The organism is Streptomyces djakartensis (genome assembly GCF_014651075.1).
Taxonomy (GTDB): Bacteria; Actinomycetota; Actinomycetes; order Streptomycetales; family Streptomycetaceae; genus Streptomyces; species Streptomyces djakartensis.
This window is the reverse complement of the sequence record NZ_BMWE01000007.1, coordinates 324729-350336: the sequence shown is the minus strand read 5'-3', so window position 1 is coordinate 350336 and position 25608 is coordinate 324729. Positions and strand designations below refer to the sequence as shown.

At 71.6% G+C, this 25608-nt stretch carries 30 protein-coding genes and 1 tRNA gene; 13 read left to right on the top strand and 18 right to left on the bottom strand.

From position 1 onward, the window contains the following. Nucleotides 1-55: 55 nt before the first annotated feature. The gene (locus IE212_RS14965; RefSeq protein ID WP_190198298.1) at nucleotides 56-967 is read right to left on the bottom strand and encodes a DedA family protein; all 912 of its coding nucleotides are present in this window, start codon (nucleotides 965-967) and stop codon (nucleotides 56-58) included. A gap of 134 nt (nucleotides 968-1101) precedes the next feature. Between IE212_RS14965 and IE212_RS14960 the strand changes: the two genes are divergently transcribed. Further along, nucleotides 1102-1467 carry a YbjQ family protein gene (locus IE212_RS14960; protein WP_190198297.1) on the top strand — a complete coding sequence of 122 codons (366 nt, stop codon included), beginning with the start codon at nucleotides 1102-1104 and terminating at the stop codon, nucleotides 1465-1467. A 21-nt stretch (nucleotides 1468-1488) separates the two neighbouring features. Here the strand turns inward: IE212_RS14960 and IE212_RS14955 are convergent, their stop codons facing one another. After that, nucleotides 1489-2250 (bottom strand): MerR family transcriptional regulator, encoded by a 762-nt coding sequence (locus IE212_RS14955; RefSeq protein ID WP_190198296.1) that lies wholly within the window; start codon nucleotides 2248-2250, stop codon nucleotides 1489-1491. A gap of 102 nt (nucleotides 2251-2352) precedes the next feature. Here IE212_RS14955 and IE212_RS14950 point away from each other — a divergent pair, with 102 nt between their 5' ends. Then, nucleotides 2353-3639 carry an ion channel protein gene (locus tag IE212_RS14950; RefSeq protein WP_190198295.1) on the top strand — a complete coding sequence of 429 codons (1287 nt, stop codon included), beginning with the start codon at nucleotides 2353-2355 and terminating at the stop codon, nucleotides 3637-3639. Between the two features lie 39 nt (nucleotides 3640-3678). Further along, nucleotides 3679-5085, top strand: a complete 1407-nt coding sequence (gene gad / locus IE212_RS14945; protein WP_190198294.1) for a glutamate decarboxylase — start codon at nucleotides 3679-3681, stop codon at nucleotides 5083-5085. An 11-nt stretch (nucleotides 5086-5096) separates the two neighbouring features. Here gad and IE212_RS14940 read toward each other — a convergent pair whose 3' ends face one another. Continuing rightward, nucleotides 5097-5318 carry a DUF397 domain-containing protein gene (locus IE212_RS14940; protein ID WP_190198293.1) on the bottom strand — a complete coding sequence of 74 codons (222 nt, stop codon included), beginning with the start codon at nucleotides 5316-5318 and terminating at the stop codon, nucleotides 5097-5099. Next, nucleotides 5311-6105: a helix-turn-helix domain-containing protein gene (locus IE212_RS14935; protein ID WP_190198292.1), complete on the bottom strand. Its 795-nt coding sequence runs from the start codon at nucleotides 6103-6105 to the stop codon at nucleotides 5311-5313. Before IE212_RS14935 ends, IE212_RS14940 begins: the two co-directional genes overlap by 8 nt. Before the next feature lie 122 nt (nucleotides 6106-6227). Here IE212_RS14935 and IE212_RS14930 point away from each other — a divergent pair, with 122 nt between their 5' ends. Together IE212_RS14930 and IE212_RS14925 are read left to right on the top strand one after the other, a co-directional pair. Further along, nucleotides 6228-6554: a hypothetical protein gene (locus tag IE212_RS14930; protein WP_190198291.1), complete on the top strand. Its 327-nt coding sequence runs from the start codon at nucleotides 6228-6230 to the stop codon at nucleotides 6552-6554. Beyond that, nucleotides 6551-6856 (top strand): hypothetical protein, encoded by a 306-nt coding sequence (locus tag IE212_RS14925; protein WP_190198290.1) that lies wholly within the window; start codon nucleotides 6551-6553, stop codon nucleotides 6854-6856. Before IE212_RS14930 ends, IE212_RS14925 begins: the two co-directional genes overlap by 4 nt. A gap of 19 nt (nucleotides 6857-6875) precedes the next feature. Here the strand turns inward: IE212_RS14925 and IE212_RS14920 are convergent, their stop codons facing one another. From IE212_RS14920 to IE212_RS14905, 4 genes are all read right to left on the bottom strand, one after another. Further along, nucleotides 6876-7517: a PadR family transcriptional regulator gene (locus IE212_RS14920; RefSeq protein ID WP_190198289.1), complete on the bottom strand. Its 642-nt coding sequence runs from the start codon at nucleotides 7515-7517 to the stop codon at nucleotides 6876-6878. Nucleotides 7518-7527: 10 nt separating this feature from the next. Further along, complete coding sequence (locus IE212_RS14915; RefSeq protein ID WP_190198288.1) at nucleotides 7528-8079, bottom strand: DinB family protein; 552 nt, start codon at nucleotides 8077-8079, stop codon at nucleotides 7528-7530. Nucleotides 8080-8185: 106 nt separating this feature from the next. Continuing rightward, the gene (locus tag IE212_RS14910; protein WP_190198287.1) at nucleotides 8186-9649 is read right to left on the bottom strand and encodes an aldehyde dehydrogenase family protein; all 1464 of its coding nucleotides are present in this window, start codon (nucleotides 9647-9649) and stop codon (nucleotides 8186-8188) included. Nucleotides 9650-9721: 72 nt separating this feature from the next. After that, nucleotides 9722-10558: a Sco1979 family transcriptional regulator gene (locus IE212_RS14905; RefSeq protein ID WP_506005130.1), complete on the bottom strand. Its 837-nt coding sequence runs from the start codon at nucleotides 10556-10558 to the stop codon at nucleotides 9722-9724. 351 nt (nucleotides 10559-10909) lie between these two features. On the opposite strand from IE212_RS14905, the gene IE212_RS14900 reads away from it, so the two are divergent. Further along, the gene (locus tag IE212_RS14900) at nucleotides 10910-11404 is read left to right on the top strand and encodes an ATP-binding protein (protein ID WP_229864313.1); all 495 of its coding nucleotides are present in this window, start codon (nucleotides 10910-10912) and stop codon (nucleotides 11402-11404) included. Nucleotides 11405-11522: 118 nt separating this feature from the next. Here the strand turns inward: IE212_RS14900 and IE212_RS14895 are convergent, their stop codons facing one another. From IE212_RS14895 to rpmG, 5 genes are all read right to left on the bottom strand, one after another. Beyond that, on the bottom strand, nucleotides 11523-11741 hold the full coding sequence (locus IE212_RS14895; protein ID WP_190198342.1) for a DUF397 domain-containing protein: 219 nt from the start codon (nucleotides 11739-11741) through the stop codon (nucleotides 11523-11525). A gap of 623 nt (nucleotides 11742-12364) precedes the next feature. Continuing rightward, a complete protein-coding gene (rpsR, locus tag IE212_RS14890) occupies nucleotides 12365-12598 on the bottom strand; it encodes a 30S ribosomal protein S18 (RefSeq protein WP_190198285.1) in 234 nt (77 codons plus the stop codon). Between the two features lie 5 nt (nucleotides 12599-12603). Next, nucleotides 12604-13806: a CobW family GTP-binding protein gene (locus tag IE212_RS14885; RefSeq protein ID WP_190198284.1), complete on the bottom strand. Its 1203-nt coding sequence runs from the start codon at nucleotides 13804-13806 to the stop codon at nucleotides 12604-12606. Nucleotides 13807-13810: 4 nt separating this feature from the next. Next, on the bottom strand, nucleotides 13811-14059 hold the full coding sequence (locus IE212_RS14880; protein ID WP_190198283.1) for a type B 50S ribosomal protein L31: 249 nt from the start codon (nucleotides 14057-14059) through the stop codon (nucleotides 13811-13813). 2 nt (nucleotides 14060-14061) lie between these two features. Continuing rightward, on the bottom strand, nucleotides 14062-14226 hold the full coding sequence (gene rpmG / locus IE212_RS14875; RefSeq protein ID WP_030235952.1) for a 50S ribosomal protein L33: 165 nt from the start codon (nucleotides 14224-14226) through the stop codon (nucleotides 14062-14064). Between the two features lie 63 nt (nucleotides 14227-14289). On the opposite strand from rpmG, the gene rpmB reads away from it, so the two are divergent. The 4 genes from rpmB to IE212_RS14855 all read left to right on the top strand — a co-directional run bounded on the left by rpmB (nucleotide 14290) and on the right by IE212_RS14855 (nucleotide 16560). Then, the gene (gene rpmB, locus IE212_RS14870; RefSeq protein WP_190198282.1) at nucleotides 14290-14526 is read left to right on the top strand and encodes a 50S ribosomal protein L28; all 237 of its coding nucleotides are present in this window, start codon (nucleotides 14290-14292) and stop codon (nucleotides 14524-14526) included. Continuing rightward, nucleotides 14526-14831: a 30S ribosomal protein S14 gene (gene rpsN / locus IE212_RS14865; protein WP_190198281.1), complete on the top strand. Its 306-nt coding sequence runs from the start codon at nucleotides 14526-14528 to the stop codon at nucleotides 14829-14831. Before rpmB ends, rpsN begins: the two co-directional genes overlap by 1 nt. 165 nt (nucleotides 14832-14996) lie before the next feature. Beyond that, nucleotides 14997-15539: a hypothetical protein gene (locus IE212_RS14860; RefSeq protein WP_229864311.1), complete on the top strand. Its 543-nt coding sequence runs from the start codon at nucleotides 14997-14999 to the stop codon at nucleotides 15537-15539. A gap of 481 nt (nucleotides 15540-16020) precedes the next feature. Next, on the top strand, nucleotides 16021-16560 hold the full coding sequence (locus tag IE212_RS14855) for a DUF4232 domain-containing protein (RefSeq protein WP_190198280.1): 540 nt from the start codon (nucleotides 16021-16023) through the stop codon (nucleotides 16558-16560). Between the two features lie 7 nt (nucleotides 16561-16567). Here IE212_RS14855 and IE212_RS14850 read toward each other — a convergent pair whose 3' ends face one another. Then, entirely contained in the window at nucleotides 16568-17677 is a 1110-nt protein-coding gene (locus IE212_RS14850; RefSeq protein WP_190198279.1) for a DUF2786 domain-containing protein, read from the bottom strand. Nucleotides 17678-17752: 75 nt separating this feature from the next. On the opposite strand from IE212_RS14850, the gene IE212_RS14845 reads away from it, so the two are divergent. Further along, nucleotides 17753-18496 carry a Clp protease N-terminal domain-containing protein gene (locus tag IE212_RS14845; protein WP_190198278.1) on the top strand — a complete coding sequence of 248 codons (744 nt, stop codon included), beginning with the start codon at nucleotides 17753-17755 and terminating at the stop codon, nucleotides 18494-18496. Between the two features lie 80 nt (nucleotides 18497-18576). Further along, nucleotides 18577-20256 (top strand): bifunctional 3'-5' exonuclease/DNA polymerase, encoded by a 1680-nt coding sequence (locus IE212_RS14840; RefSeq protein ID WP_190198277.1) that lies wholly within the window; start codon nucleotides 18577-18579, stop codon nucleotides 20254-20256. A 39-nt stretch (nucleotides 20257-20295) separates the two neighbouring features. Here IE212_RS14840 and IE212_RS14835 read toward each other — a convergent pair whose 3' ends face one another. Continuing rightward, the gene (locus tag IE212_RS14835; RefSeq protein WP_190198276.1) at nucleotides 20296-21189 is read right to left on the bottom strand and encodes a glycosyltransferase family 2 protein; all 894 of its coding nucleotides are present in this window, start codon (nucleotides 21187-21189) and stop codon (nucleotides 20296-20298) included. 209 nt (nucleotides 21190-21398) lie between these two features. On the opposite strand from IE212_RS14835, the gene IE212_RS14830 reads away from it, so the two are divergent. Then, complete coding sequence (locus IE212_RS14830) at nucleotides 21399-22292, top strand: AraC family transcriptional regulator (RefSeq protein ID WP_190198275.1); 894 nt, start codon at nucleotides 21399-21401, stop codon at nucleotides 22290-22292. Between the two features lie 60 nt (nucleotides 22293-22352). Here IE212_RS14830 and IE212_RS14825 read toward each other — a convergent pair. From IE212_RS14825 to IE212_RS14815, 3 genes are all read right to left on the bottom strand, one after another. Beyond that, nucleotides 22353-22429: transfer RNA gene (locus tag IE212_RS14825), tRNA-Thr, on the bottom strand. Nucleotides 22430-22536: 107 nt separating this feature from the next. Further along, on the bottom strand, nucleotides 22537-24171 hold the full coding sequence (locus IE212_RS14820) for an alpha/beta hydrolase (protein ID WP_190198274.1): 1635 nt from the start codon (nucleotides 24169-24171) through the stop codon (nucleotides 22537-22539). A gap of 121 nt (nucleotides 24172-24292) precedes the next feature. Then, nucleotides 24293-25498: a DNA polymerase III subunit delta' gene (locus IE212_RS14815; RefSeq protein ID WP_190198273.1), complete on the bottom strand. Its 1206-nt coding sequence runs from the start codon at nucleotides 25496-25498 to the stop codon at nucleotides 24293-24295. Nucleotides 25499-25608: the final 110 nt, after the last annotated feature.

The following is a 25608-nucleotide window of genomic DNA, read 5'->3' as shown; positions in this document are numbered from 1 at the left end:
CCGGTCCGTTGGTGGCTGGCCGCGGGGCGTGCCGGTCCAGTGGCCGCCGGTCTGACTAGTAGCCGCCGTTGTAGGGCTGCTGCCGGTTGCCCTGCTGGGTGCCGTACGGCTGCTGCTGCCCGTAGCCCGGGTTCTGCTGCCCGTAGCCCGGGTTCTGCTGTCCGTAGCCCGGGTTCTGCGGGTACTGGTTGTAGTACTGCTGGTCGTTGTAGCCGCCCTGGTTGCCGTACTGGGGCTGCTGGTGGTGCGGGGGCTGGTCGTCCGGGGTGATGCGGCGGAGCTGGGTCGTCGCGTCGTCCATGACCGGAGGCTGCTGCCGGTGCTCCGCGGGAGCCTCGGCCGCCGCGCGCTTCTTCTTGGAGCGGTCGCGGAGGTACTCGATGATGATCGGGACGACGGAGAGCAGGACGATCAGGACGAGGATCGCCTCGACGTTCTTCTTGATGAAGCCGATCTGGCCGAGCCAGTAGCCCGCGAGGGTGACGCCGGTGCCCCAGGCGACGCCACCGATGACGTTGTACGTGAGGAACGTGCGGTACTTCATGCGGCCGGCGCCGGCCACGATGGGGGCGAAGGTGCGCACGATCGGGACGAAGCGGGCCAGGACGATCGCCTTGGGGCCGTACTTCTCCATGAACTCGTGGGCCTTGTCCAGGTTCTCCTGCTTGAAGAGCTTGGAGTTGGGCCGGTTGAACAGCTTCGGCCCCAGGAACTTGCCGATCATGTAGCCGACCTGGTCACCGGCGACGGCGGCGACCACGATCAGCGTGCAGACCAGCCACAGCGGCTGGCTGATGTAGGTGCCCTCGGCCACGAAGAGGCCGGCCGTGAACAGCAGGGAGTCGCCCGGCAGGAACGCGAAGAGTCCCGACTCGGCGAAGACGATGAGCAGGATGCCGGGCAGGCTGAACGTCGAGATCAGATAGTCCGGGCTGAGCCACTCGGGGCCGAGCGCAAGCGTGGTCACGGGGATGTGGCTCCTGCTGCTGGGGGGACGGGCGGGGGCTGACTGCTTCAAAGTATCAACGCAGCCGCCATGGCCCAGGTTCCATGGGCGTACCCAGGATGCACTGTGCGCGGTCCCGGTCAAAGCTGTGGACCATGAGCATCGATGAATACGGCGGTGGACAGGGCCCCCGGCCCGACGTCCTCGTCGTCACCACGAACGACGTTCCCGGCTACCGCGTGCGGGAGGTGCTCGGCGAGGTCTTCGGCCTGACCGTGCGCTCCAGGCACCTGGGCAGCCAGATCGGCGCCGGGCTGAAGTCGATGGTCGGCGGTGAGCTGCGCGGGCTCACCAAGACGCTCGTGCAGACCCGCAACCAGGCCATGGAGCGGCTGGTCGAACAGGCACAGGCGCGTGGCGCCAACGGGGTGCTGGCGTTCCGCTTCGACGTGACGGAAGCGGCAGACGTGGGCACGGAGGTGTGCGCGTATGGGACGGCAGTGATCCTGGCCCAGGAGTAGGGAGGCCCCCGGGCCAGGACGTCAGGAGGTGTGCCGGGCCGCGTTCGCGGCGATGGCGTCCCTGAGGTGTTCGGCGAGACCTGGGCGCATCGACTCGTAGTACGCCTTGAAGCGCTCGTCGGAGACGTACATCTCGCCGAGGCAGCGGTGGAGTTCGTGGGAGCACTCGTAGAACCACGTGCAGATGTGCTGCCGGTGCTCCTCCGCGAGGGTCATGGCCGCCTCGCCGGTGGGCGGTTCCCCGGCGGTCATCAGGGCGTCGTAGCGATCGGCCCAGGCGGCGGCCTCGGCCTGGATGCGTGTCCAGTCCTCCTTGGTGTAGCGGGCCGTGCGGCGCTGCGACTCGGCGTACTCGTCCGTGCCGCCCCAGCGCTCTTCGACCTCCTCCGCGTACTGCTCCGGGTCCTTGCCCCCGAAGACCTCGAACTTCTCCTCGGGCGTGAGGTTGATGCCCATCTTGCGTGCCTCCATGGCGTGCTCCACGGCCGCCGCCATCTTGCGCAGCTTCTCGATCCGGGCGGTCAGCAGTTCGTGCTGCCGGCGCAGGTGTGCGCGGGGGTCCGCGTCCGGGTCTTCGAGCAGGGCGGCGACCTCGTCGAGCGGGAAGCCGAGCTCCCGGTAGAACAGGATCCGCTGCAGCCGGTCGAGGTCGGCGCCGCTGTAGCGCCGGTGTCCCGCGTGGCTGCGTTCGCTGGGGACGAGCAGGCCGATGTCGTCGTAGTGGTGCAGCGTGCGCACGGTGACGCCGGCGAAGCCCGCGACCTGTCCCACGGAGTAGCTCACTTCCGCTCCCTTCTCGGTACGCGCTCCACGGTCGGGCCTGACGTCACGTGAGGTGCAAGCGTGTTTCCAGTTTGTCCTCTTTGATCCGTTTATGGTGTGCCCGTGGTCCAGGACTCCGCGCGGCAGGCGCCCTCCGTCACTCCCGCTGCTCCCGCCCGTGCTCTGCTGCCGTCGATCCTGCCCGCTGTCGCCGTGGGGGTGATGTGCAGCCTGCTCCTGGTGGGCGTGGAGGCCGCCGCCGAGCAGCTCCAGCACGTGCTGTGGCGGACCGTGCCGGACGCGCTGGGGATCGGCCGGTACTCCGTGGCGTGGATGTTCGTGATGCTGGTGGCGACCGGGATCGCGGTCGGTCTGGTGGTGTGGAAGGTGCCGGGCCACGCCGGACCGGATCCGGCCACCCTCGGTCTGGACGCCCCGGTGCTGCCGCCGGTGGTGCTGCCCGGGCTGGTGCTGGCGACCGGGCTGATGCTGGCCGGCGGGCCGAGCCTCGGCCCCGAGAACCCGATCATCGCCGTGAACGTCGGTCTGGCGGTATGGCTGGGCGGCCGGGCCGTCCCCCGGGCGCCGGGCCGGATCTGGCCGGCCCTGGCGGAGGCGGCGACGATCGGCGCCCTGTTCGGCACCCCCGTGGCGGCCGCCCTGGTGATCTCCGAGGCGCTGGCCGGGCAGCAGACACGCGGTCTGCTGTGGGACAACCTGTTCGCGCCGCTGACCGCCGCCGCGGCCGGTTCCCTCACCGTCACCCTCGTCGACCACCCGAGCTTCGACCTCGACCTGCCGCCCTTCGGAGAACCGGCATGGGGCGACCTGGCAGCCGCGGTCGTGGTCGCCTCGCTGGGCGCGCTGCTCGCCCTGTGCGCCGTGTACGCCTTCCCCTACGTCCACGGGGCCTTCCGCAAGCTGCGGCACCCGATGCTGATGCTCCCGGCCGGCGGGGTCGTGCTGGGGTGCCTCGCGGCGGCGGGCGGCCATCTGACGCTCTTCAAGGGGCTTGACGAGATCGCCACGCTGGCGCGTGACCCGGACGGCTGGTCGGCCGGGGAGTTCGCCGTCATGACGGTGGTGAAGCTGGCCGCGCTGCTCGTCGCCGCGTCCTGCGGCTTCCGCGGCGGGCGGATCTTCCCGGCCGTGTTCGTCGGCACCGCCCTCGGGCTGGGCGCGCACGCCCTGGTGTCCGGCGTTCATCCGTCGGTGGGGGTGTCCGCCGCGGTGCTCGGAGTCCTGATGGCCATCACCCGCCAAGGCTGGGTGAGCCTGTTCGTCGCCGCGGTGCTGGTCGCCTCGCCCGGGATCCTTCCGCTGCTGTGCGTCGCCTCGCTGCCGGCCTGGCTGCTGGTGACGGGCCGGCCGCAGATGCAGTTGCGGCAGGACGGGACGCCGGTCCGATGACCTCGCCTTTTCGCACCCGACCGACACTGGAGGCTCCTCTTGCCGCTCCACGAAGGCCCCCTCAGCAACGGCGAACGCCGGATGTCCGTCAACCCCTTCTACGGACCCGCCAACCCCCTCGCCGGCTTGGCCGAGGCCCCGCCCACGCATCGGCTCCCGGACCTGCCCATGCCACCGGAGATCGCCCACCAGGTGGTACGCGACGAGCTGATGCTCGACGGCAACGCGCGGCTGAACCTCGCCACGTTCGTCACCACCTGGATGGAGCCGGAGGCGGGGCTGCTGATGGCGGAGTGCCGGGACAAGAACATGATCGACAAGGACGAGTACCCGCGCACCGCCGAGCTGGAGCGGCGGTGCGTGGCGATGCTCGCCGACCTGTGGCACGTGCCCGACCCGGCGACGGCCGTGGGGTGTTCGACGACCGGGTCGAGCGAGGCGTGCATGCTCGCCGGGATGGCACTGAAGCGGCGCTGGGCGAAGCGCAACGCCGACCGGTATCCGGGGGCCCGGCCCAATCTGGTGATGGGCATCAACGTGCAGGTCTGCTGGGAGAAGTTCTGCGCCTACTGGGAGGTCGAGCCCCGGCTGGTCCCGATGGAGGGCGAGAGGTTCCACCTGGATCCGCGGGCCGCCGCGGAGCTGTGCGACGAGAACACCATCGGGGTCGTCGGGATCCTGGGCTCGACCTTCGACGGGTCCTACGAGCCGATCGCGGACCTGTGCGCGGCGCTGGACGCGCTGGAGGAGCGGACCGGGCTCGACATCCCCGTGCACGTCGACGGGGCGTCCGGCGCCATGGTCGCGCCGTTCCTCGACGAGGACCTGGTGTGGGACTTCCGACTGCCGAGGGTGGCGTCGATCAACACCTCGGGGCACAAGTACGGCCTCGTCTATCCGGGCGTCGGCTGGGCGCTGTGGCGGGACGCGGACGCGCTGCCGGAGGAGCTGGTGTTCCGGGTGAACTACCTGGGCGGTGACATGCCGACGTTCGCGCTCAACTTCTCGCGGCCGGGCGCGCAGGTCGTGGCGCAGTACTACACGTTCCTGCGGCTCGGCCGGGAAGGTTACCGGGCCGTCCAGCAGGCCGCGCGGGACGTGGCCATGGGCATGGCCGCACGGATCGAGGCGCTCGGCGACTTCCGGCTGCTGACCCGGGGCGACGAGCTGCCGGTGTTCGCCTTCACGACGGCCCCGGACGTGACGGCGTACAACGTCTTCGACGTCTCCCGCCGGCTTCGCGAGAGCGGCTGGCAGGTGCCCGCGTACACCTTCCCGGCCAACCGCGAGGACCTGTCGGTGCTGCGGGTGGTGTGCCGCAGCGGCTTCTCCGCCGACCTCGCCGAGCTCCTCATGGAGGACCTGGAACGCCTGCTGCCGGAACTGCGGCGGCAGCCGGGCCCGCTCACCCGGGACAAGGAGGCGGCGACGGGGTTCCACCACTGACGGCAGGGCGGTCAGGAGGGGAACACACCGCTCCTGACCGCCGTGACGAACGTCGACCAGGCGGATGCCGGGACGAGCACGGCCGGGCCGTGGGGGTTCTTCGAGTCGCGTACGGGAACGCCCGCAGAGTGGCCATCCAGCACTTCGAGGCAGCTTCCAGCCTCAGGGCCGCTGTACGACGACTTCCGCCAACCGCCCAGCGGGGCACCATCCGTTATGAGGGACTCAGTCACAACGTCCGTACTCCTTCGCGATCGCCTGCATCATGGCGACGGACTCCTTGAGCGACAGCGCGTCGCTCAGTGCCAAATCGTAGGCTCCCTCAAGGCGCGTGACCACAGACGGAGAGTCGTGCACTTTGCCCACTTGGACGCCCTCCGAGTACGCCAACGGCGGTTGATCCTCAAAGGACATCAGAGTGACCAAACCCTGTAGGAGCTGATACGCACCGACCCCGTAGGGGACCACATGCACGCGTACACGGCTCCGTTCCGCCAAGCGGACCAGATGTGCGATCTGCTCCGCCATGACGTCCCGCCCGCCCACGACCCGCCGCAGCACAGCCTCGTCCAGTAGCGCCCACACTACGGGCGTCACCGGGTCATCCAGGACCTTCGCCCGCTCAAGGCGTGTGACAACGAGCCTGTCACGTTCCTCTTCACTCACAGGAGGGAACGACGTACTCAGAACCGCACGCGCGTACCTTTTCGTCTGCAGAATGCCCGGGACGAACGACAGGGCGAACTCGCGGATCATCACCGCCTGTTGTTCGAGCAGCCGGGCCGCCTCGAAGTAGTCGGCGACCGCCACTTCCTCCTGCGGCAGGAAGCTGCTCAGCACGTTTCCCGTGCCCAGCGCGTTGTCCAGCCTCCGCGCGTCCTCCCGCGACGGCACCCGGCGCCCCGCCTCGATATGCGCGATGTGCGTTCGAGTCATGACCGCCGCCTCGGCCAGTTGCTGTTGCGTCAGCCCGGCCGCCTCGCGCTGCTCCCTGAGCCAGTCGCCGTAGTTCGTACCCACGAGCTCAACTCCCTTGTGACAAATGCTCTGTCACCTCTCACCCTCTGGCGAGCCTAGCCCGCCCCCTCTCACTCTGTATGTCGATCGCTACGGACAGCGACAACGATGAACGGAGTCACGCCATGCTCGGCGCCATCGCCCGCCTGCTCGAAGCACTGCTTCACCTCGCCCTCCCCGCCACGGGGCGCCATCGACTAAACGCGAGGCACGGATACGACCCTCCGCATCCGCCGGTCGAGGGGCCGACTCCCCACCGGTTCGGCGCACGCCCTCTGCGCGGTGAGGACAACGCCCTCGTCCGCCCCTACCTCGTCGCGCACGAACGCCGGGAACGGGAACGGCGTCGACGAGCCCGTCGCGGCTCCCTGCTGCTCGCCCCTCAGGGCATCGACCTGCGCCCGCATCACTCGTACTCGCACCCGATCCACGACATGGGAATGACCGCATGACGGACAACGCCATCCCCCCGGCGCGGCTGCTGCCCTGGGCAAGCCCCGAAGGCAAGCCGTGTTACCTCCTGACCGACGGCAGCGGTCGCCTCTCCCGGGCCGCCGACGCCGTCGAGAGTGTCCAGCTCGGCATGGCCGACGACCTCCTCGACCACGCGGCCGACATGCTCGCGGACGAACAGGTGACCACCGGACAGCTCCGCTTCCTGCTCGCCCGAATGAGCGAGGCCCTGACCGACGTACGCCGCATCGCGGAGAGCAGAGGTGCCCGCCTCCTCGCGTACGCGAACGGCGGTCGTTGACCGCGCCGTACGGTGAACCTCAGCGGTCGTCCCCGGGGTGCCGCTCCCCCGTCGCGTACGGGTTCTCCTCGCCCTCGGCCAGGATGCCGACGAACGGGTCCCCCTCGTCGGCGAAGGTGTAGGCGCCGCCCTCGATGCGCTCGATGAGGCCGCGGGTCCACTCGGCCTCGGAGTCGGCCGTGTGGACCCACATGTTCATGATCTCGCCGATGTGACCGAGCTGTTCGGGCCCCTCCTCGGGGATGTAGTGCTCCAGGACGGAGGCTCGCCACTGCTCGATCCGCAGGGTGCGCTCCTTCAACAGGGCGACCGCCTCGGCCCGCGGCAGGTCGACGAGGAAGCCGACGGCGGCCGTCTTCATGTCCCCGCGCTGGTCATAGGTGACCAGCGCCTCCCGCAGCATCCGGAAGTACTCCTCGGTGCCCTGCCCGGTGATCTCGTACTCCGTGCGCGGCGGTCCGCCGGCCGTGGACGGGGCGGTCTCGTGCGCGTGCAGCAGGCCCTGTTTCGCCATCTGCTTCAGTGCGTGGTAGATCGAGCCGGGCTTGGCTGCGGACCACTCGTGCGCGCCCCAGTACTCCAGGTCGTTGCGCACCTGGTAGCCGTGGGCCCGCCCGTGCATACGGACCGCGCCGAGCACGAGGAGGCGGATCGTTGACATGCGGCCAAGGTTATGCCTCGGCCACCGCCCGCTGTTCCTCGGCCACCAGCTCGAAGGCCGTCCTGCCGTCCAGCGACTCGCGGATGATGTCGGCGTGGCCGGCGTGCCGGGCCGTCTCGCGGATCAGGTGCAGACAGAGCCAGCGGTGGGAGACCCGGCCGTCCGGCGGGAACCAGGGCTGGGCCGGCAGCGCGAAGGTGTCGTCGAGGCTCGGGACCGAGCGGATGTACGCCTCCGTCTCGGCGGCGACCTTCTCCCAGTACGCCAGCTGTGACGCGACGGTCTCGCCCTCGACCAGCTGGAAGCACTCGTGCCAGTTGCTCTGGTCCCGTACCACGGCCGGCGGCTCGCCCTTGGCCAGGGAGATCCACATCTGCTCGACCTCGGCGACATGCTTGACCAGCCCGGCGAGGGACAGCTCACTGGCGCTCGGGCGGGAACTCGCCTGCTCGTCCGTCAGCCCGAGCACCGCCCGCCGGATGCCACCGCGCTGCTCGGCGATGAAGGACAGGAGCGCTCCGCGCTCGTCGCCGTGCGCCTCCGCGGGAACGTGAGTGACCATGACCGCCGCCTTTCGCCGGAGCCGGGGGCGCCTCCCCCGACACCTACGAAGCTACGGGCCCTTGCGGTCAGGTTCTGTCCGCAAGGGCCCGGCGTGCCGAGGAGAACTAGAACGGGAAGCCGCTCCGCCCGTGCTGGACCGAGATCCACTTGGTCGTGGTGAACGAGTCCACCATCGTCTCGCCGTTGAGCCGGCCGAGGCCCGAGTGCTTCTCGCCGCCGAAGGGGACGATCGGCTCGTCGTGGACCGTACCGTCGTTCACGTGGAACATGCCCGTGTCGATCTGCTTGGCGAAGGCGACGCCCCGCTCGACGTTCCCGGTGTGGACGGCGCCGCTCAGGCCGTACGGGGTGTCGTTGACGAGGCGTACGGCCTCCTCCTCGCCGTCGAACGGGACGAGGAAGGCGACCGGGCCGAAGACCTCCTGCTTCAGCAGGGCCGAGCCGGCGGGCACGCCGGTCAGGACGGACGGCTCGACGAGGTTGTCGGTCCGTCCCCCGCGCACCAGTGCCGTGGCGCCCTCGGCGAGGGCCTGCTCGACCACACCCTGGATCGCGTCCGCCTGCGAGGAGTTGATCACCGGGCCGATGACGGTCTCCGGGTCGCGCGGGTCGCCCGCCTTGAGGGTCTTCACCTTGGCGACGAACCTCTCGGTGAACTCGTCCGCGATCGAACGGTCCACGAGCACGCGGTTGGCGGCCATGCAGACCTGGCCCTGGTGGACGTACCGGCTGAAGACCGCCGCGTCGACCGCGTAGTCGAGGTCGGCGTCGTCGAGGACCACCAGTGCGCTGTTGCCGCCCAGTTCGAGGACCGAGCGCTTGAACAGCCGGGCGCAGACCGTCGCCACGTGCCGACCGGTCTGGTCGGAGCCGGTGAAGGAGATGACCTTGGGCACCGGGTGCTCCAGGAAGGCGTCACCGATCTCCGCGATGTCGGTGATGACGACGTTCAGCAGACCGCCGGGCAGGCCCGCGTCCTCGAAGATCTTCGCGACCAGGGAGCCGCCGACGATCGGAGTGTTCTGGTGCGGCTTGAGCACCACGGCGTTGCCGAGCGCGAGCGCCGGGGCGACGGACTTGATGGACAGCAGGAAGGGGAAGTTGAAGGGGCTGATCACGCCCACGACACCGACCGGCACGCGGTAGACGCGGTTCTCCTTGCCGTCCACCGGTGAGGGCACGATCCGGCCCTCGGGGGCCAGCGCCAGATGGACCGCCTCGCGCAGGAACTCCTTGGCGAGGTGCAGCTCGAAGGCGGCCTTCAGACGCGTGCCGCCGAGCTCGGCGATGATGGCCTCGGAGATCTCCTCCTCGCGCTCCTCGATCAGCCTCAGGGCCCTCTCGAAAACCGCGCGGCGGGCGTAGGGGTTGGTCGCCGCCCACTGCTTCTGGGCGCGGGCGGCGGCCCGGTACGCCTGATCGACCTCTTCGGCCGTGGCTATGGTGATCGACGCCAGCTTCTCGTCGTCGTACGGGTTGAAGTCGATGATGTCCCAGGAACCGGTACCCGGGCGCCACTCACCGTCGATGTACTGCAGCGCAAGGTCGGTGAAGCAGGACGACGACATGTGATCCCTCGATCCCTGGAAGACCTCTGATCGCACCATCACGATCTGATCTCACGTCATCGTACTGATGTTTCAGGAGAGTTGGAGGAGTCCCCGGAGAAGGTCCCGGCTCTCAGAGGGGCCGGGGCTGTCGCTCTGGAGTTCCTTGAGCGCCCTCTCGTACTGGGCGACGTCCTCGGGCTTGTCCAGGTACAGCGCGCTGGTGAGCTGCTCCAGGTAGACGACGTCCGACAGGTCGGACTCCGGGAAGCTGAGGATCGTGAACGCGCCGCTCTCGCCGGAGTGGCCGCCGAGGCTGAACGGCACGATCTGGAGCCGCACGTTGGGCCGCTCGGAGATGTCGATGAGGTGCTGGAGCTGGCCGCGCATCACGCCGCGGTCGCCGTAGGGGCGGCGCAGGGCGGCCTCGTCCAGGATGATGTGGAAGTCCGGCGCGCTCTCGGCGACCAGGTGCTTCTGCCGCTCCAGACGCAGTGCCACCCGCCGCTCCACGTCGGCCTCGCTCGCACCCTGCATGCCCCGCCGGACCACCGCGTGGGCGTACGCCTCGGTCTGGAGCAGGCCGTGCACGAACTGCACCTCGTACGCGCGGATCAGCGAGGCGGCGCCCTCCAGGCCCACGTAGGTCGGGAACCAGCTGGGCAGCACGTCGGAGTAACTGTGCCACCAGCCGGCGACGTTGGCCTCCTTCGCCAGGGAGAGCAGGGAGTTGCGCTCCTGCTCGTCCGTGATGCCGTACAGCGTCAGCAGGTCCTCGACGTCCCTGGTCTTGAAGCTCACCCGGCCCAGCTCCATGCGGCTGATCTTCGACTCGGAGGCGCGGATCGAGTAGCCCGCCGCCTCGCGCGTGATGCCCCGAGCCTCACGCAGTCGCCTGAGTTGCGATCCGAGCAGCATGCGCCGCACCACCGATCCCGGCTCTCCCGCGCTCACGTTCGCCAGCCTCCCCAACGTCTCAGGGGCCGAAGTCTGCCACTAAAACACTCCGAGCAGTACTCGTGCGGTTACAGAAACGGAATCGAGACGACGGGCGCACGCGCGTGATCGTAAGGAAGAGGCGCGCGAACGGCCGGAGTTGGGCACCGGGCCGTGGGAAAAAATGGCCAACAAGTGGTACGGGGCATCTCATTCCGGTCACGTGCACGTGCATCTGCCCTTGCATCTGCTGTGCGCATCCGAAACCATGGTCTCGCACCACCGCCGCATCGCACCGACCGCGAATTCCCGGGAGTGCCTCGCATGGGGACGAATGGATCGACCATGCTCGAGCCGTTACGGCAGGGCCTTCCGCCGCTGGACCCCTCGGCCGTGTCCGACGCCGCCTCCTGTGCCCTGCCCGCCCGTTACGAAGCGGTGCGCGAGGCCCGGAGGTTCACCCGCGGGACGCTGGACCAGTGGGACATGGGCGACCGTTTCGACGACGTCTGCCTCGTGGTCTCGGAGCTCGTCACCAACGCCCTGCGGCACGGCCTGCCGGGCGGCGGGGCGTGCGCCAACGGTCATGAGCCTCCCGTGCGGCTGCATCTGATGCGCTGGACGGAGCGGCTCGTGTGCGCGGTGCGCGACCCCAGTCACGACAGTCCCGTCGCCCGGGAGACCGACGACTTCTCGTGCGAGTCGGGCCGCGGGCTGTTCCTCGTCGACTCCTTCAGCGACAGCTGGGGCTGGCACCCGCTCGCCGGCGCGCTGAGCGGCAAGGTGGTCTGGGCGCTGTTCCGGCTGCCCCGGCCCGGTTCGGGTCCGCACCCGGAATGAGTGACCGCGGCGCTTCCTCGTGCCGCGGTTCTACGCGCGTTACGGCGCGCCAAATCCTGAATCGCCGTGATTGCCCCCTGGCTTGCCCGGGGAGCCGTCCGCCGAACCCGTGCGGCTGTCAGCCGACCACGAGGTGGTCGAACTCGCCGTCCTTCACCCCCAGCAGCATGGCCTCGATCTCCGCACGGGTGTAGACCAGCGCGGGGCCGTCGGGGAAGCGCGAGTTGCGGACGGCCACATCGCCGCCCGGCAGCCGGGCGAACTCCACGCACGAGCCCTGCGAGTTGCTGTGCCGGCTCTTCTGCCAGGCCACACCGTGCAGCGTGGTGGCGGCCATCCCGTTGTACGCGTCGTGGTCCACAGGTCGCTCCCCGGTGGTGCAGTGGCTGATGTGGCCATTGATGCAGTGGTCAACTGACCCGGATCATAGCCCTGTTCATGTGCAGATGCATGGGCAGATGCACGTGCACGCGCGGTGGTCCCGCGGTTACAGCCGCGACGACCGCTTCACCGAAAGCTCTTGCCTGTTTGACGGCCCTGCACCGTCCCGCGTTCCCCGGGACCGAGAGCGAAGGCGCCGGTACCGGCGCGGATCCGCCGGAGGCGGAGCATCCGGCACGGCCGCGCGGCTGGGCGCCGGTGCCGGAGAAAGCGGGAGCTGGGGAGGTGTGGGGGAGGACGGCCGGCGGGCCCCACCCGCGCCGATGCGGAAGGCCGGGGGCGAGGGGCGGGGCGGTGGCCGGTGACAGGGGGAAATGGTGCATACGGGGGATGGCGAGGTCGTCCACGAGTGCGGTGCCCGCGTCGCACCATCGCCGGAGGGCCGGTCGGCCGTCCCGCCCCCTGACGGGCGGTCAACCGTGCCAAGCGGCAGGTCGGCAGGCCCGTCGGCCGGTCGTGCCACGCGCATGAGGTTCCCCTCGCGTCAAGCGTGGGGAACCTCACCCGGGATGGGCCGGTTCAACGGCTGGAGTAGGGCAGGAGCGCCATCTCCCGTGCGTTCTTGATCGCCCGGGCCAGCTGCCGCTGCTGCTGGGCCGACACCCGGGTGACGCGGCGGCTGCGGATCTTGCCGCGGTCGGAGATGAACTTCCGCAGCAGGTCGGTGTCCTTGTAGTCGATGTAGGTGATCCCGGCCTGGTCCAGCGGGTTGGGCCGGTTCCTCACGGGCTTGCGGTCGATCTTGCGGGGCATCTCGGTCAGACCTCCAGGAGGGCGTCGAAGGCGTGCGGCAGCCGCTGCCAGGCGTCCCGCCCGGCGGCGTACTCGGCGTCGGTGAGCAGGCAGGACTGGAGCAGGTGCGCCAGGCCGTCCCGGTCGAGGCCGGGCGAGGTGAAGACCAGGTGCTGGCAGCGGTCGCCGTGCTCGGGATGCCAGTCCAGCGCGGCGGCGGCGCGGCGCACCGGCGGGACCATCTCCCAGGCCGCGTCCGGCAGGGAGGCCAGCCAGGGCCCCGCGCTCTCCACGCACAGGGCACCGCCCGCCGCGTCCCAGTGGAAGAGCGTGTCGGGCTTGTCGGCGAGCCAGAACCGGCCCCGGCTGCGGGCGGCCGCGCAGGTCAGGTCCTCCAGGGCGGTGTAGAGCCGCTCGGGGTGGAAGGGGCGGCGCTGATGCCACACCAGGGTGGAGACGCCGTGCGCGTCGGCCTCGGCGGGCAGCAGCGCGCAGGCCGGGTGCTGGGCGGCCGCGGCCGCCTCCACGTCGAAGCCGGCCAGGGCGGCCCGGGCCAGGGGCGGGAGCGGGCGCCGGCGCGGGGGCGGCGCCGTCAGACCGTCGCCGGCCGGGTCCGCCGCGTCTTCTCGGCCGATCAGGACCTGGCGGGCCGTCGGATGGAGCTGGGCGAGCAGCGCCCGGTCCTCGTCGTCGGCCTCCGGGGACTCGGCGATCGCGAGGACGGGGGCGTACTCCAGCTGGCGGGCGAAGGTGTCGGCGACCGTGCGCTGGTCGGTGGCGGCGGCGGCCAGACCGCCGTCGGCCAGGTCGTCGCCGTTGCCGAGGTACGGCAGGACCAGGGCCGGGTCGACGGCGGTGATCACGCCGGTGACGGTGAGCCCGCCGGCCGTGACGACCTCGGCCATGGCCTTGGGCTCGACGGAGTCCCACAGCTCGACGACGGCCAGGGGCGTGCTCCCGGCATCGGCGAGCCGCTCCAGCTCCGGCACCAGGTCCTCGCGCAGGGCGCAGCAGGCACAGTCGTTGACGAGTGGCACCTCCGCCGCGTCCAGGACGCCGCCGGCGTCCCGGACGGTCCGTACGACCGTGCCGGCCGCGGCCGTGGCCAGGTCGTGATGGAGGACGACACTGCCGGGCACGTCGGCGAGCAGCCGCGCCACGGCCGCCCTGCGGGCGTCGGCGTGCAGCCCGCCGACGATCACGACGGGGAGCCCAGGAGGGACAGCCACGGAATCAGCCCTTCTTTCCGTACCGGCGCTCGAAGCGCTCCACGCGGCCCGCGGTGTCCAGGACCCGGGCCGTGCCGGTGTAGAAGGGGTGGCTGACGTCGGAGATCTCGACGTCGACGACGGGGTAGGTGTTGCCGTCCTCCCACTCGACCGTCTTCTCGCTCGTCATCGTCGAGCGGGTGAGGAAGGCGTAGTCCGCGGCACGGTCGCGGAAGACGACGGGGCCGTACTCCGGGTGGATTCCCTCGCGCATGATCAGCGCTCCTCTCGGAAGTCGACGTGGCGGCCGACGACCGGGTCGAACTTGCGCAGGGTCAGTCGGTCCGGGTCGTTGCGGCGGTTCTTGCGGGTCACGTAGGTGAAGCCGGTCCCGGCCGTGGACCGGAGCTTGATGACCGGCCGGAGTTCGTTGCGTGCCATGCCGCTATGATACTGAAAATGAATCCCATTTCCATTGCTTAGGCAGAGAGGTACGTCACCACCATGTCCGCGCACTGCATGCTGACCGGGACCCAGCCGGGCTTCGGCAACCGCATCTCGCACTCCCACCGGCGCACCAGCCGCCGCTTCGACCCCAACATCCAGACCAAGCGCTACTGGCTGCCGAGCGAGGGCCGGTACGTACGGCTCAGGCTGAGCGCCAGGGCGATCAGGACCGTCGACACGATCGGGGTCGAGGCGGCCGTCGCCAGGATCCGGGCCCGGGGAGCGAAGGTCTGATGGCGAAGAAGAGCAAGATCGCGAAGAACGACAAGCGGCAGGAGATCGTCGCCCGGTACGCCGCCCGGCGGGCCGAACTGAAGGAGATCATCCGGAGGCCGTCGTCCACCGACGCCGAGCGGCTGGCCGCGCAGGCCGAACTGCGCAGGCAGCCCCGCGACGCGAGCGCCACGCGGGTGCGCAACCGGGACCAGACGGACGGGCGGCCCCGGGGTTACTTCCGGGCGTTCGGGCTGTCCCGGGTGAGTCTGCGGGGGCAGGCGCACGCGGGGTATCTGCCGGGGGTGCGGAAGTCGTCCTGGTGAGAGGCCCCGGGGGCTGAGCAGCCGGAGTCCGTCTCCGGGTGCCCTGCCCCCCGAACGAGGAGGCCCTGGGCCTCTTGACCGGCCCTGATAGCTTGCTGCGGTCGTTCCGGCACGGGCCGGCGGGCCCGGCCCGGGCCGGCCGGCCGACTACAGCTTGGGGGCCAAGTGACTTCGGTGATCTTCTCGCGTCGCCCGGGAGCGTGTCGGCGGCTGCGGGTCGCGGCGGCGGCAGCGGGCCTGGTGGGCGCGCTCGCGCTGACCGCGTGCAGCGGTGACGGTGACGGCGGCTCCGCGGACGACTCGGCGTCCGCCCCGGCCTCGTCCCCGGCGGCGTCCGCCGGAACCGGGGGTGGCTCGAAACCCGGCTCGGGTTCCGGCTCCGGGGAGTCGGCCTCCGGCGGGCTCGTGGGCAGCTGGCTCGCCACGACCGGCGGCAAGGCCGTGGCCCTGGTGGTCACCGGCAAGCAGGCCGCGCTCTTCGCCACCGGTGGCAGCGTGTGCACCGGCACCGCGGGTCAGGAGTCCGGGATGCGGATGATCCGCCTGAAGTGCACGGACGGCAGCAAGGACCGGACGACCGGCATGGTCGACTCCGTGAACGAGAGCAGCCTGAAGGTCACCTGGGAGGGCGGCCTCGGCGCCGAGACGTTCACGCGGGCCGAGGGCGGGAAGCTGCCGACCGGGCTGCCCACCGGGGGCCTCGGCTAGGGGGTGTCTCGAAAGTCCTGTGCGGTGCCCGCGGTGTCCGGTGCGTGCTCTCGGCGTGCCGGACGCAAGCCCTCGTACTGGACGTACTCGGGCTTGCGGCCGGTGCGGCGAGAGTGCGTGCCGGGCGCCGTGGGTGCTGTGCGGCTCTTTCGAAACACCCCCTAGGTCCACATCGTCCGGATCATGGCGTACGCGGTCGGCGGCGCTTGCCCATGCCGGTGAGCGGGGCCCGGTGCGTGCGGCCGCGAGGCGACGGACGACAACGGCAGATGTGCGCGCCGGACCCAGCCTCTGCGGCGTGATCCGAACGGCATGCCCGGGACCCGTGCCGCGAGGGGACGGGCGGCTCCGGCCTGCCCGGGTGCGAACGGGTCCTCGTATCCGGGATGATCCAGACGTCGGATCCGGGATGATCCAGACGTCGGATCCGGGATGATCCAGACGTCGGAACGCTCTTCGCCATCACGCACCAGAGGTCCCCATGCGCACCCTTGCTCCCCTCGCCCTGGCAAGCACCCTCGCCGCGGCGCTCCTGCTGACCGCCTGCGACGACGGCGGCACCACGGACGGCGACGCCAAGAAGACGGACCGGAAGGCCGGTTCGGCCTGCGCGATCGGCGACCTGGGCGTGCAGGTCGGTGCCGGTGCCGCCCCCGCCGCCGGGGACACCGGCAACGTCACCGTCACCCTCACCAACCAGGGCACGCCGTGCACCCTGGAGGGCTTCCCCGCCGTCAACCTCGTGGCCGGGGACGGCACGACGTCCGTGTCCCCGGAGCCGGGCGCGAAGGCCCAGCCGCTCACGCTCGGGAAGGGCGCCACCACGTCCTTCACGATCACCTACGTACGGGGCGAGGCCGGCTCCGCGAAGAGCCTCGCCGTGCGGAAGGCGTCGTTCGCCCTGCCCGGCGCCCCCGAGGACACGCACGACCTGACGTGGTCGTACGGCGATGTCGCCCGGAAGGGCGGGGGCGGCGCGGTGGAGGCCTCGGTGAGCGGCTTCGAGTCCTCGGGCGACTGACGGGAGATCAGCCCAGCGGCGGCCGGTGCTCCACCTGGGCCCGGTCCGCCGCCTGCGCGCCCTCCGTCCAGCCCGCCGCGTCGCGTACTCCGCGCAGCCGGGTCGTGGTGGTCTCCGGGAACATCCGGTCCAGCCGCCCCGCGACGGCCACCTCGCGGGAGGCGAGGACCGGCAGCAGGTCGTCGGTCACCTGCGTCCCGGCGGCCGCGGCGAGGCGGCTGCCGATGCGGTGGGCGTAGGCGGCGAGGAAGGACTGCCGGAACGTCTTGGTGCGTTTGCGGCCGCCCGCCCGCTGCGCCGCCTCCGCCTTCGTCATGGCGGTCGTGGCCTGCACCAGGAGTGAGGTGTAGAGGAGTTCGACCGCCTCTAGGTCGGTCTCGAAGCCGACGACGGTCGAGAAGCCCAGCGGCTCGTTCCACACCGCCCGGCAGTGGTTGACGGTGGCGACGGCGTCCAGCAGCACCGCCTTGGCCTGTTCGTACGGTGGCTCGACACCGATCCGGCAGGCACCGGGTGTCCCGGGCGACGGCGCGCCCGCCGCGAGCAGCGCTTCGTCGACACTGTGCCGGGCCATCAGCTCCTGCGCCTTGGCGGTCAGCGCCTCCGCCTCCTCCGGAAACCCGGTCGCCTCCGCCTTGGCGAGCAGGGCGCGGATACGGGTGAGCATCCGGGACTCGGACTTCGGCCCCCGGGACGGCTCGTCGAGGGCGTCGAGGGCCTCGAGCGCGGGCAGGCGGAGCAGCAGGCGGTACAGCTCAAGCACGGCGGTGGCGTGCGAGAAGCGGTCGGTGCGGGGCGGGGCGTCGGCGGGGAGTCCGGCGAGCTGCGCGCTCCAGCGCGGGCCGCGTGGGCCGTCGTGCGCCCGCTGTGCGCGGATCAGCTCCGCCGCGAGGCGTACGTGGACGTCGTCCAACTCGCGTCGCACGATCCGGACGACGTCGGCCGGCTGCCAGCCGCGCCGCCAGGCCGCCGCGACGAACTCCTGTCCTCGCCTGGCGAGTTCGGCGTCCGCCGCCGGGTCGGAGGCGAGGAGGGACGCGCCGGTGTCGAGGGCTGTCTCGCCGGTCTCGTAGAGGGCCACCTCGAAGGCGCGGTCGACGGTGCTGGACGTACTCACGGGCCGATCGTGCCACGCCGCCCCTTGTCAACCGATGGTTGACAGTTACTGAGGGCGCAACCTACGGTTGACACCATGACGACGAACCCAGGAATCACGTCATCCGTGCGCCTCGACGACCTGATCGCGGCGATCAAGAAGGTCCACCAGGAACCCCTCGAGCAGCTCCAGGACGCGGTGATCGCCGCCGATCACCTCGGCGAGGTGGCCGACCACCTGATCGGCCACTTCGTGGACCAGGCCCGGCGCTCCGGCGCCTCCTGGACGGACATCGGCAAGAGCATGGGGGTCACCCGGCAGGCGGCGCAGAAGCGCTTCGTACCCAAGGAGTCGGCCGACCTCGACCCGAGCCAGGGCTTCAGCCGCTACACGCCCCGCGCCCGCAACACGGTGATGGCCGCGCACAGCGCCGCCAAGGCCGCGCACAACGCCGAGGGCCTGCCCGAACACCTCGTTCTCGGTCTGCTGGCCGAACCCGAGGGTCTCGCCGCGAAGGCGATCACCGAGCAGGGCGTCACCCTCGACGCGGTGCGCGAGGCGGCGACGGCGGCGCTCCCGCCCGCCGCCCGGGAGGCCCCGGAGCTCGTGCCGTACGGCCAGGCCGCCAAGAAGGTCCTGGAGCTCACCTTCCGCGAGGCCCTGCGCCTCGGCCACAACTACATCGGCACCGAGCACATCCTGCTCGCCCTGCTGGAGCACGAGAACGGCGAGGGCGTGCTCAGCGGCCTCGGCATCCGCAAGGAGCGGACCGAGCGGTACGTCGCCCAGGCGCTGGAGAAGATCACGCAGGCACAGAAGGACGTGCCGGACGAGTCCTGACACCCGTCAGGGACACCCGTCAGTGACACCCGTCTGCGGCGGCAGGGGCCGATGTCAGACCCCACTGGCAGACTCGCGGCATGGCCGACCGGTGGGCGCTCGCTCCGGCCGAGGACGGTGGCGTGGACGTCGCCCCCCTCGGTCCGGACGGGCTGCCCGCCGGGCCGGTGCGGCGGGAGGCGGACCCGGCCGAGGCCGTGCGCAGCCGTCCCGGCGTCACGCGGTGGGTGTGGCGCTCCACCGCCGAGGTCTACCCGCGCCTGCTCGCCACGGGGGTGCGGGCAGAGCGGTGCTACGACATCGAGGCCGCCGAGACGCTCCTGCTCGGCCACGAGGGGCGGTACGGGCAGCCACGCTCGGCAGCGGCCGCCCTGGCCCGGCTGCGGGGCGGCCCGGTCCCGCCCGATCCGCCCCAGCGGTCCGCCGAACCGGGCTCGCAGTCCTCGCTGTTCGAACCGCGGGGCGTCCAACTGCCCCTGCCGGACCTCCTCGCCGTCTACGCCGAACAGCAGCGGCGGCACGAGCGGGCCGAACACCCCGGCCGGATGCGCCTGCTGACGGCCGCGGAGTCGGCGGGCATGCTGGTGGCCGCCGAGATGAACCGGGCCGGGCTGCCCTGGCGTGCCGACGTGCACCGCGCGGTGCTGCACGACCTGCTGGGCGAACGGTACGCGGGCGGCGGTGAGCCGCGCCGCCTGGCCGAACTCGCCGACGAGGTGTCCACCGCCTTCGGCCGCCGGGTCCGCCCCGACCTGCCCGCCGACGTGGTCAAGGCCTTCGCGCAGGCCGGCATCAAGGTCTCCTCGACCCGCAGGTGGGAGATCGAGTCACTCGACCACCCGGCGGTGAAACCGCTCCTCGAATACAAGAAGCTGTACCGGGTCTGGGTCGCCCACGGCTGGTCCTGGCTCCAGGACTGGGTGCGCGAAGGGCGGTTCAGACCCGAGTTCCTCGCGGGCGGGACGGTGACCGGACGCTGGGTGACCAACGGCGGGGGCGGGCTCCAGATCCCCAAGGTGATCCGGCGAGCCGTGGTCGCCGACCCCGGCTGGCGGCTCGTCGTCGCCGACGCCGACCAGATGGAACCGCGCGTGCTCGCCGCCATCTCCCGCGACCCCGGCCTGATGGAGGTGGCCGGCCGGGAGACCGACCTGTACCAGGCCGTCTCCGACCGCGCCTTCTCCGGCGACCGCGCCCAGGCCAAACTCGCCGTGCTCGGCGCGGTCTACGGCCAGACCTCGGGCGACGGCCTGAAGAACCTCGCCGCGCTCAGACGCCGCTTCCCCCGGGCGGTGGCGTACGTCGACGAGGCGGCGCGCGCCGGCGAGGAGGGCCGGCTGGTGCGGACCTGGCTCGGCCGCACCTGCCCGCCGGCGGCCCGGGGCACGGACGAGACCCCGGAAGAGGCGGGCATCCCCCTCTCCGACGACGACACCACGCAGTGGGTCCCCGGCTACGCCTCCACCAACGCCCGCGCCCGCGGCCGATTCGCCCGCAACTTCGTCGTCCAGGGCAGCGCCGCCGACTGGGCGCTGCTGCTGCTCGCCGCGCTGCGCAGGACCTGCGCGGACCTTGCGGCCGAGCTGGTCTTCTTCCAGCACGACGAGGTGATCGTGCACTGCCCCGAGGAGGAGACGGCGGCGGTCGTGACGGCGATCCACGAGGCGGCGGCCCTGGCCGGACGACTGACCTTCGGGGAGACGCCGGTGCGGTTCCCTTTCACGACGGCCGTGGTGGAGTGCTATGCCGACGCGAAGTGACCGGGCCCCCGCAGCCTCTCGGGGACGTCGTCCGGGACATCAGATGACAGGTGGCCGCCCCAGCCGCGTGAGCCGCCACACCGTGCGCCAGCTCATGGGCCGCCGCTCCCCCGCCGGCTCCCGTACGCCCTCCACGAATCCGCCGAACCACGCGCGCAGCCCGGCACCCGACCGGTTCCGCAGGAGGGTGAGCAGCACCCACACGCCCAGATGCACCGGCATCAGCGCGACCGGCAGCCGGCGGCGGGCCAGCCACACCCGGTTGCGGGCGTTCACGCGGTAGTAGATGGCGTGCCGGGCGGGCGAGGTCTTGGGGTGCTGGAGCAGCAACTCGGGCGCGTAGAGGATCCGCCAGCCCGCGTCGGCCGCGCGCCACGCGAGATCGGTCTCCTCGTGCGCGAAGAAGAACTCGGCGGGCCAGTCTCCGACTTCGTCGAGCATCGCCATCCGCAGCGCGTGCCCGCCCCCGAGGAACCCGGTGACGTACCCACCGCGCAGCGGGTCCGACTTGCCGAGCCGGGGCACGTGCCGCTGCTGCGTCTCCCCGAGTTCGTCGGCGATACGGAACCCGACGATGCCGAGCCGCTCGTCGGCGGCGTACAGCTCCCGCACCCGGCGCAGCACGTCGGCGTCGACGAGCAGCCCGTCGTCGTCCAGGTCGACGACGACGTCGATGTCGCCGAACTCCCGCAACCGCGCGAGGGCCGCGTTGCGCCCACCGGGGCATCCCAGGTTCTCGTCGAGCTCGACCGGAGTGACCTCACCGGGCAGGGACAGACGCCGGGCGAACTCGGGCAGCGGACAGCCGTTGCCGACGATCACGATCCGCTCGGGCGGCACGTCCTGCTTGGCCACCGACCGCAGCAGGGCGTCGACCTCCTCGGGCCGGTTGCCCATGGTCACCACGGCGACGGCGATCCTGGGCGCCCCCATGTCCTCACCTCTCCCGGTCGGCATCTGAAGGATTGACGGGCGATGCTATCCGTTCACGGTGAGGACCCCTCACATACGCCTCCCCGGGACGACGTCTCGGCTACGCCGTCCGGGGGAGGCCGCACCCGACCGGACCGGGCACAGGATGTCGGGTGCCGGAGTGCGCGCGCTGCCTAGCGTGAGGGCATCGAAAGGAAGGGAGTCCGGGCGTGCTGGACCGACTCAACGAGGCGATGGCGCACATCGAACGCCACCTCGACCAGCCCCTCGACGCGGCGGACCTGGCTCGTACGGCGTGCACCTCGGAGTACCACCTGCGCCGGATGTTCTCGGCGCTGGCAGGCCTGCCCCTGTCGGAGTACATCCGCCGCCGGCGGCTGACCGTCGCGGGTGCGGAGGTACTGGCGAGCGACGCCACGCTGCTGGAGATCGCCATGCGCTACGGCTACGGCTCGGGCGAGGCGTTCGCACGGGCGTTCCGCGCGATGCACGGTGTCGGTCCCGGCGAGGCCCGGCGCTCCGGCGCGGCGCTCGTCTCGCAGGCCCGGCTGACCTTCCGCCTCACCGTCGAAGGGAGCAGCAGCATGCACTACCGCGTGGTGGACCGGCCGGCGTTCACCGTCACCGGTTTCAAGACCCGGGTCCCCTTGGTGCACTCGGGGCCGAACCAGGCGATCATCGACTTCGTCCGGGGCATCGACCCACAGGCCCTGGAACGTCTGAAGGCGATGTCCGGCCAGGAGCCGCACGGCCTCGTCTCGGTCTGCGACGACCTGGACCCGAGCCGGGCCGAGGGCACCGAGCTCGACTACTACCAGGCGGTCATCACCGCCGGGCCCGTCCCCTCCGACGGCCTCCCGAACGCCCCCGTGGGCTCCACCGCCCTGCCCGTCCCACCCGGCACCTGGGCCGTCTTCACCACCTCCGGCCCCGCACCGCAGGCCGTCCAGGAGCTGTGGCGGGACGTGTTCACCGAGTGGTTCCCGTCGAACCCGTACCGCAGCCGCCCCGGCCCGGAGATCCTGCGGACCGACCTGTCGGCGGACGGAACGCGGGCGGACGCCGAACTGTGGCTGCCGGTGGAGCGGGAGGCCGCCCACTGAGCGACCGGGAACCCGGGCACCAAGAAGCCCAGCTCAGATGCATCTGAGCTGGGCTTCGGATGGAGCCGCCTTCGGGATTCGAACCCGAGACCTACGCATTACGAGTGCGTTGCTCTGGCCATCTGAGCTAAGGCGGCGCGCTGTCCGCACCATGGTGCGATCAGCAACGACGGTAAGTCTACACAGTTTCCGGTGGTGCTCCGCACCAGCCCCGGAGGCCGGCCCTCCGGGGCTGGGTTCAGGGTTATGAGCAGCGCTTTCCGTCCCGGGGCGGGGTGCCGCGGAGGAGGTAGGCGTTGATCGTGCGGTCGATGCAGGCGCTGCCGCGGCCGTAGGCCGTGTGGCCGTCGCCGTCGTAGGTGAGGAGGCGGGCCGAGGAGAGCTGGCCGGCCATGGCCCGCGCCCAGCGGTACGGCGTCGCGGGGTCGCGGGTGGTGCCGACCACGACGATGGGCGCCGCTCCCTTCGCCTCGATGCGCTGCGGCTTGCCCGTGGCGTGCACCGGCCAGTACGCGCAGTTCAGGGAGGCCCAGGCCAGGCCCTCGCCGAATACCGGGGACGCCTTCTCGAACGCGGGGAGGGCCTTGCGCACCTCGCCCGGGGTGGCGAAGGCGGGCGGCAGGTCCAGGCAGTTGACCGCGGCGTTGGCGAACATCAGGTTGCTGTAGCCGCCGTCGGCGTCCCGCTCGTAGTAGCTGTCCGAGAGGGCGAGGAGCCCGGCGCCGTCGTTCTCCCTCATCGCGGACGTCAGTGCCTCGCGCAGGTGCTGCCAGGCGCCCTCGTCGTACATGGCCGCGATCACGCCGGTGGTGGCGAGGGACTCGGTGAGGCGGCGGCCGTGGGAGTCGCCCGTGGGCGCCGGACGCGCGTCGAGCTTCTCGAAGTACGCCTTGAGGTTCCGGCCGGCCCGCTCGGGCGTGGTGCCCGCCCCGCCCAGGGGGCAGCCGGCCCGTCGCACGCAGTCCTTCGCGAAGGACCGGAACGCCGTGTCGAACCCGGCGGTCTGTTCGAGGTTCAGCCGCCGCGCGGGCAGCGACGGGTCCATCGCGCCGTCCAGGACCAGCCGGCCCGCCCGGCCCGGGAACAGCCCGGCGTAGGTCGCCCCGAGGAAGGTGCCGTAGGAGGCGCCGACGTAGTTCAGCTTCTCGTCGCCGAGCACCGCCCGCACGATGTCCATGTCCCGGGCGGTCTCCACCGTGGACACATGGCGCAGCAGCCCGGGCGAGTCCGCGCCGCAGCCCTCGGCGAACGTCCGGTACGCCTTGACCAGCCCGTTCGTCTCTCTGCGGTCATCGGGCGTGAGGTCCGTCTGCGTGTACCTGTCCATGTCCGGCCCGCTCAGGCACTTGACGGGCTCGCTGCGGGCCACGCCACGCGGATCGACCGCCACCATGTCGTAGCGGGCGCGGACCTCGGCCGGGTAGCCGATGCCGGCGTACGACTGCATGTAGCTGATCGCCGAGCCGCCCGGCCCGCCGGGGTTCACGAGCAGCGAGCCCAGCCGCTTGCCCGGGCCGGTGGCCTTCTTCCGGGTGAGGGCGAGCCGGATGTCGCCCTCGGTCGGCTTGGCGTAGTCGATGGGCGCCCTGAGGGTGGCGCACTGGTAACCGGGGACGCCGCAGCCGCGCCAGGCCGGCTTCTGGTCGTAGTACCGGGTGAGCGCCGCCGGTGTGGACCGCGGCAACGCGCCCAGGGCCGCCGCCTCCGCCGCGTTGGCAGAGGTCGACGAGCTCCCGGCGGAGCACGCGGAGACCAGCAGCGCGGCCGTGGCGAGGAGACCGAACGCGGTCCTCGCGCCACGGTGGATCCCGCGGTGGGCGCGGATGGAGGCGGCAGGGCCGGGATCGGAGGCGGTGCGGAAGGTGCGCCTTGTGTCCATCCAGCGAGCGTAACCCTGAGCGACGGGATGGATGCCGTGCGTGCGTGTCGTGCCTCGTACGGGTGACGAGGTCAACCCGAGTGCGCCTGCGGTCCGGGCGTGGCCGGGCCGCCAGGTCACCTCAGCCGGCTCTGAGTGCCATCGTCATGGCCTCCACCGCAAGCAGCGGTGCCACGTTGCGGTCGAGGGCGTCGCGGCACGCGCTGATGGCCTCGATGCGGCGGAGCGTGGACTCCGGCGAGCTGCCCCGGGCGAGACGCTCCAGAGCGTCCTCGGCGTCCGCGTTGGCGATGGCCACGCGTGAACCGAGCTGGAGGGCGAGCACGTCGCGGTAGAAGGCCGTGAGGTCGGTCAGGGCGAGGTCGAGGCTGTCGCGCTGGGTGCGCGTTCTGCGGCGCTTCTGCTTGTCCTCCAGGTCCTTGATCACGCCTGCCGTGCCGCGTGGCATCCGGCCGCCCTGGGCCGCGCCGAGGGCGGCCTTCAGCTCCTCGGTCTCCTTGGCGTCGGTCGCCTCCGCGAGCTGCTTGGCGTCCTCGGCGGCCGCGTCGACGAGCTCCTGCGCGGCCTTGAGCGCGCCGCCGACGTCCTCGACGCGCAGCGGCAGCCGCAGCACTGCGGCACGGCGCTCGCGCGCGGCCGGGTCGACGGCCAGCCGGCGCGCCCGGTCGACGTGGCCCTGGGTCGCGCGGGCCGCCGCGACGGCGACGTCCGGCTCGATGCCCTCACGGCGCACCAGCATGTCGGCGACGGCGTCGACCGAGGGCGTGCTCAGGTTCAGGTGGCGGCAGCGGGAGCGGATGGTCGGCAGGACGTCCTCGATGGAGGGCGCGCACAGCAGCCAGACCGTGCGCGGGGCGGGTTCCTCCACGGCTTTCAGGACGGCGTTGGCCGACTTCTCGTTCAGCCGCTCGGCGTCCTCGACGAGGATGACCTGCCAGCGGCCGTTCGCCGGCGACGTGAACGACTTGCGGACCGTGTCGCGCATGTCGTCGGCGAGGATCTGTGTGCCGACCGCGGCGACGGTCGTGACGTCGGCGTGCGTGCCGACCAGCGCCGTGTGGCATCCGTCGCAGAAGCCGCAGCCCGGGGCTCCGCCGAGCGCCCGGTCGGGGCTGACGCACTGCAGTGCCGCCGCGAACGCCCGCGCCGCCTGGTTGCGTCCGGCCCCGGGCGGGCCCGTGAACAGCCACGCGTGCGTCATCTTCGACGCCTCGGGCGGTGGGGCGCCGGCGGCGGCCGCGGTGACCAGGGCGTCGGCGTCCCGGGCGGCGGCGTCCAGCTGCTCGCTCACCCGCTCCTGCCCGACGAGGTCGTCCCACACGGTCATGGGTCACGCCGCCCTTCCGTCATGTCCGCGTTCGCCGGACCGTACTGCCGCTGCGATGTCCATTGTGCGGGCGGCCACTGACAACGCGGACCACCGACAACGGGGACCAC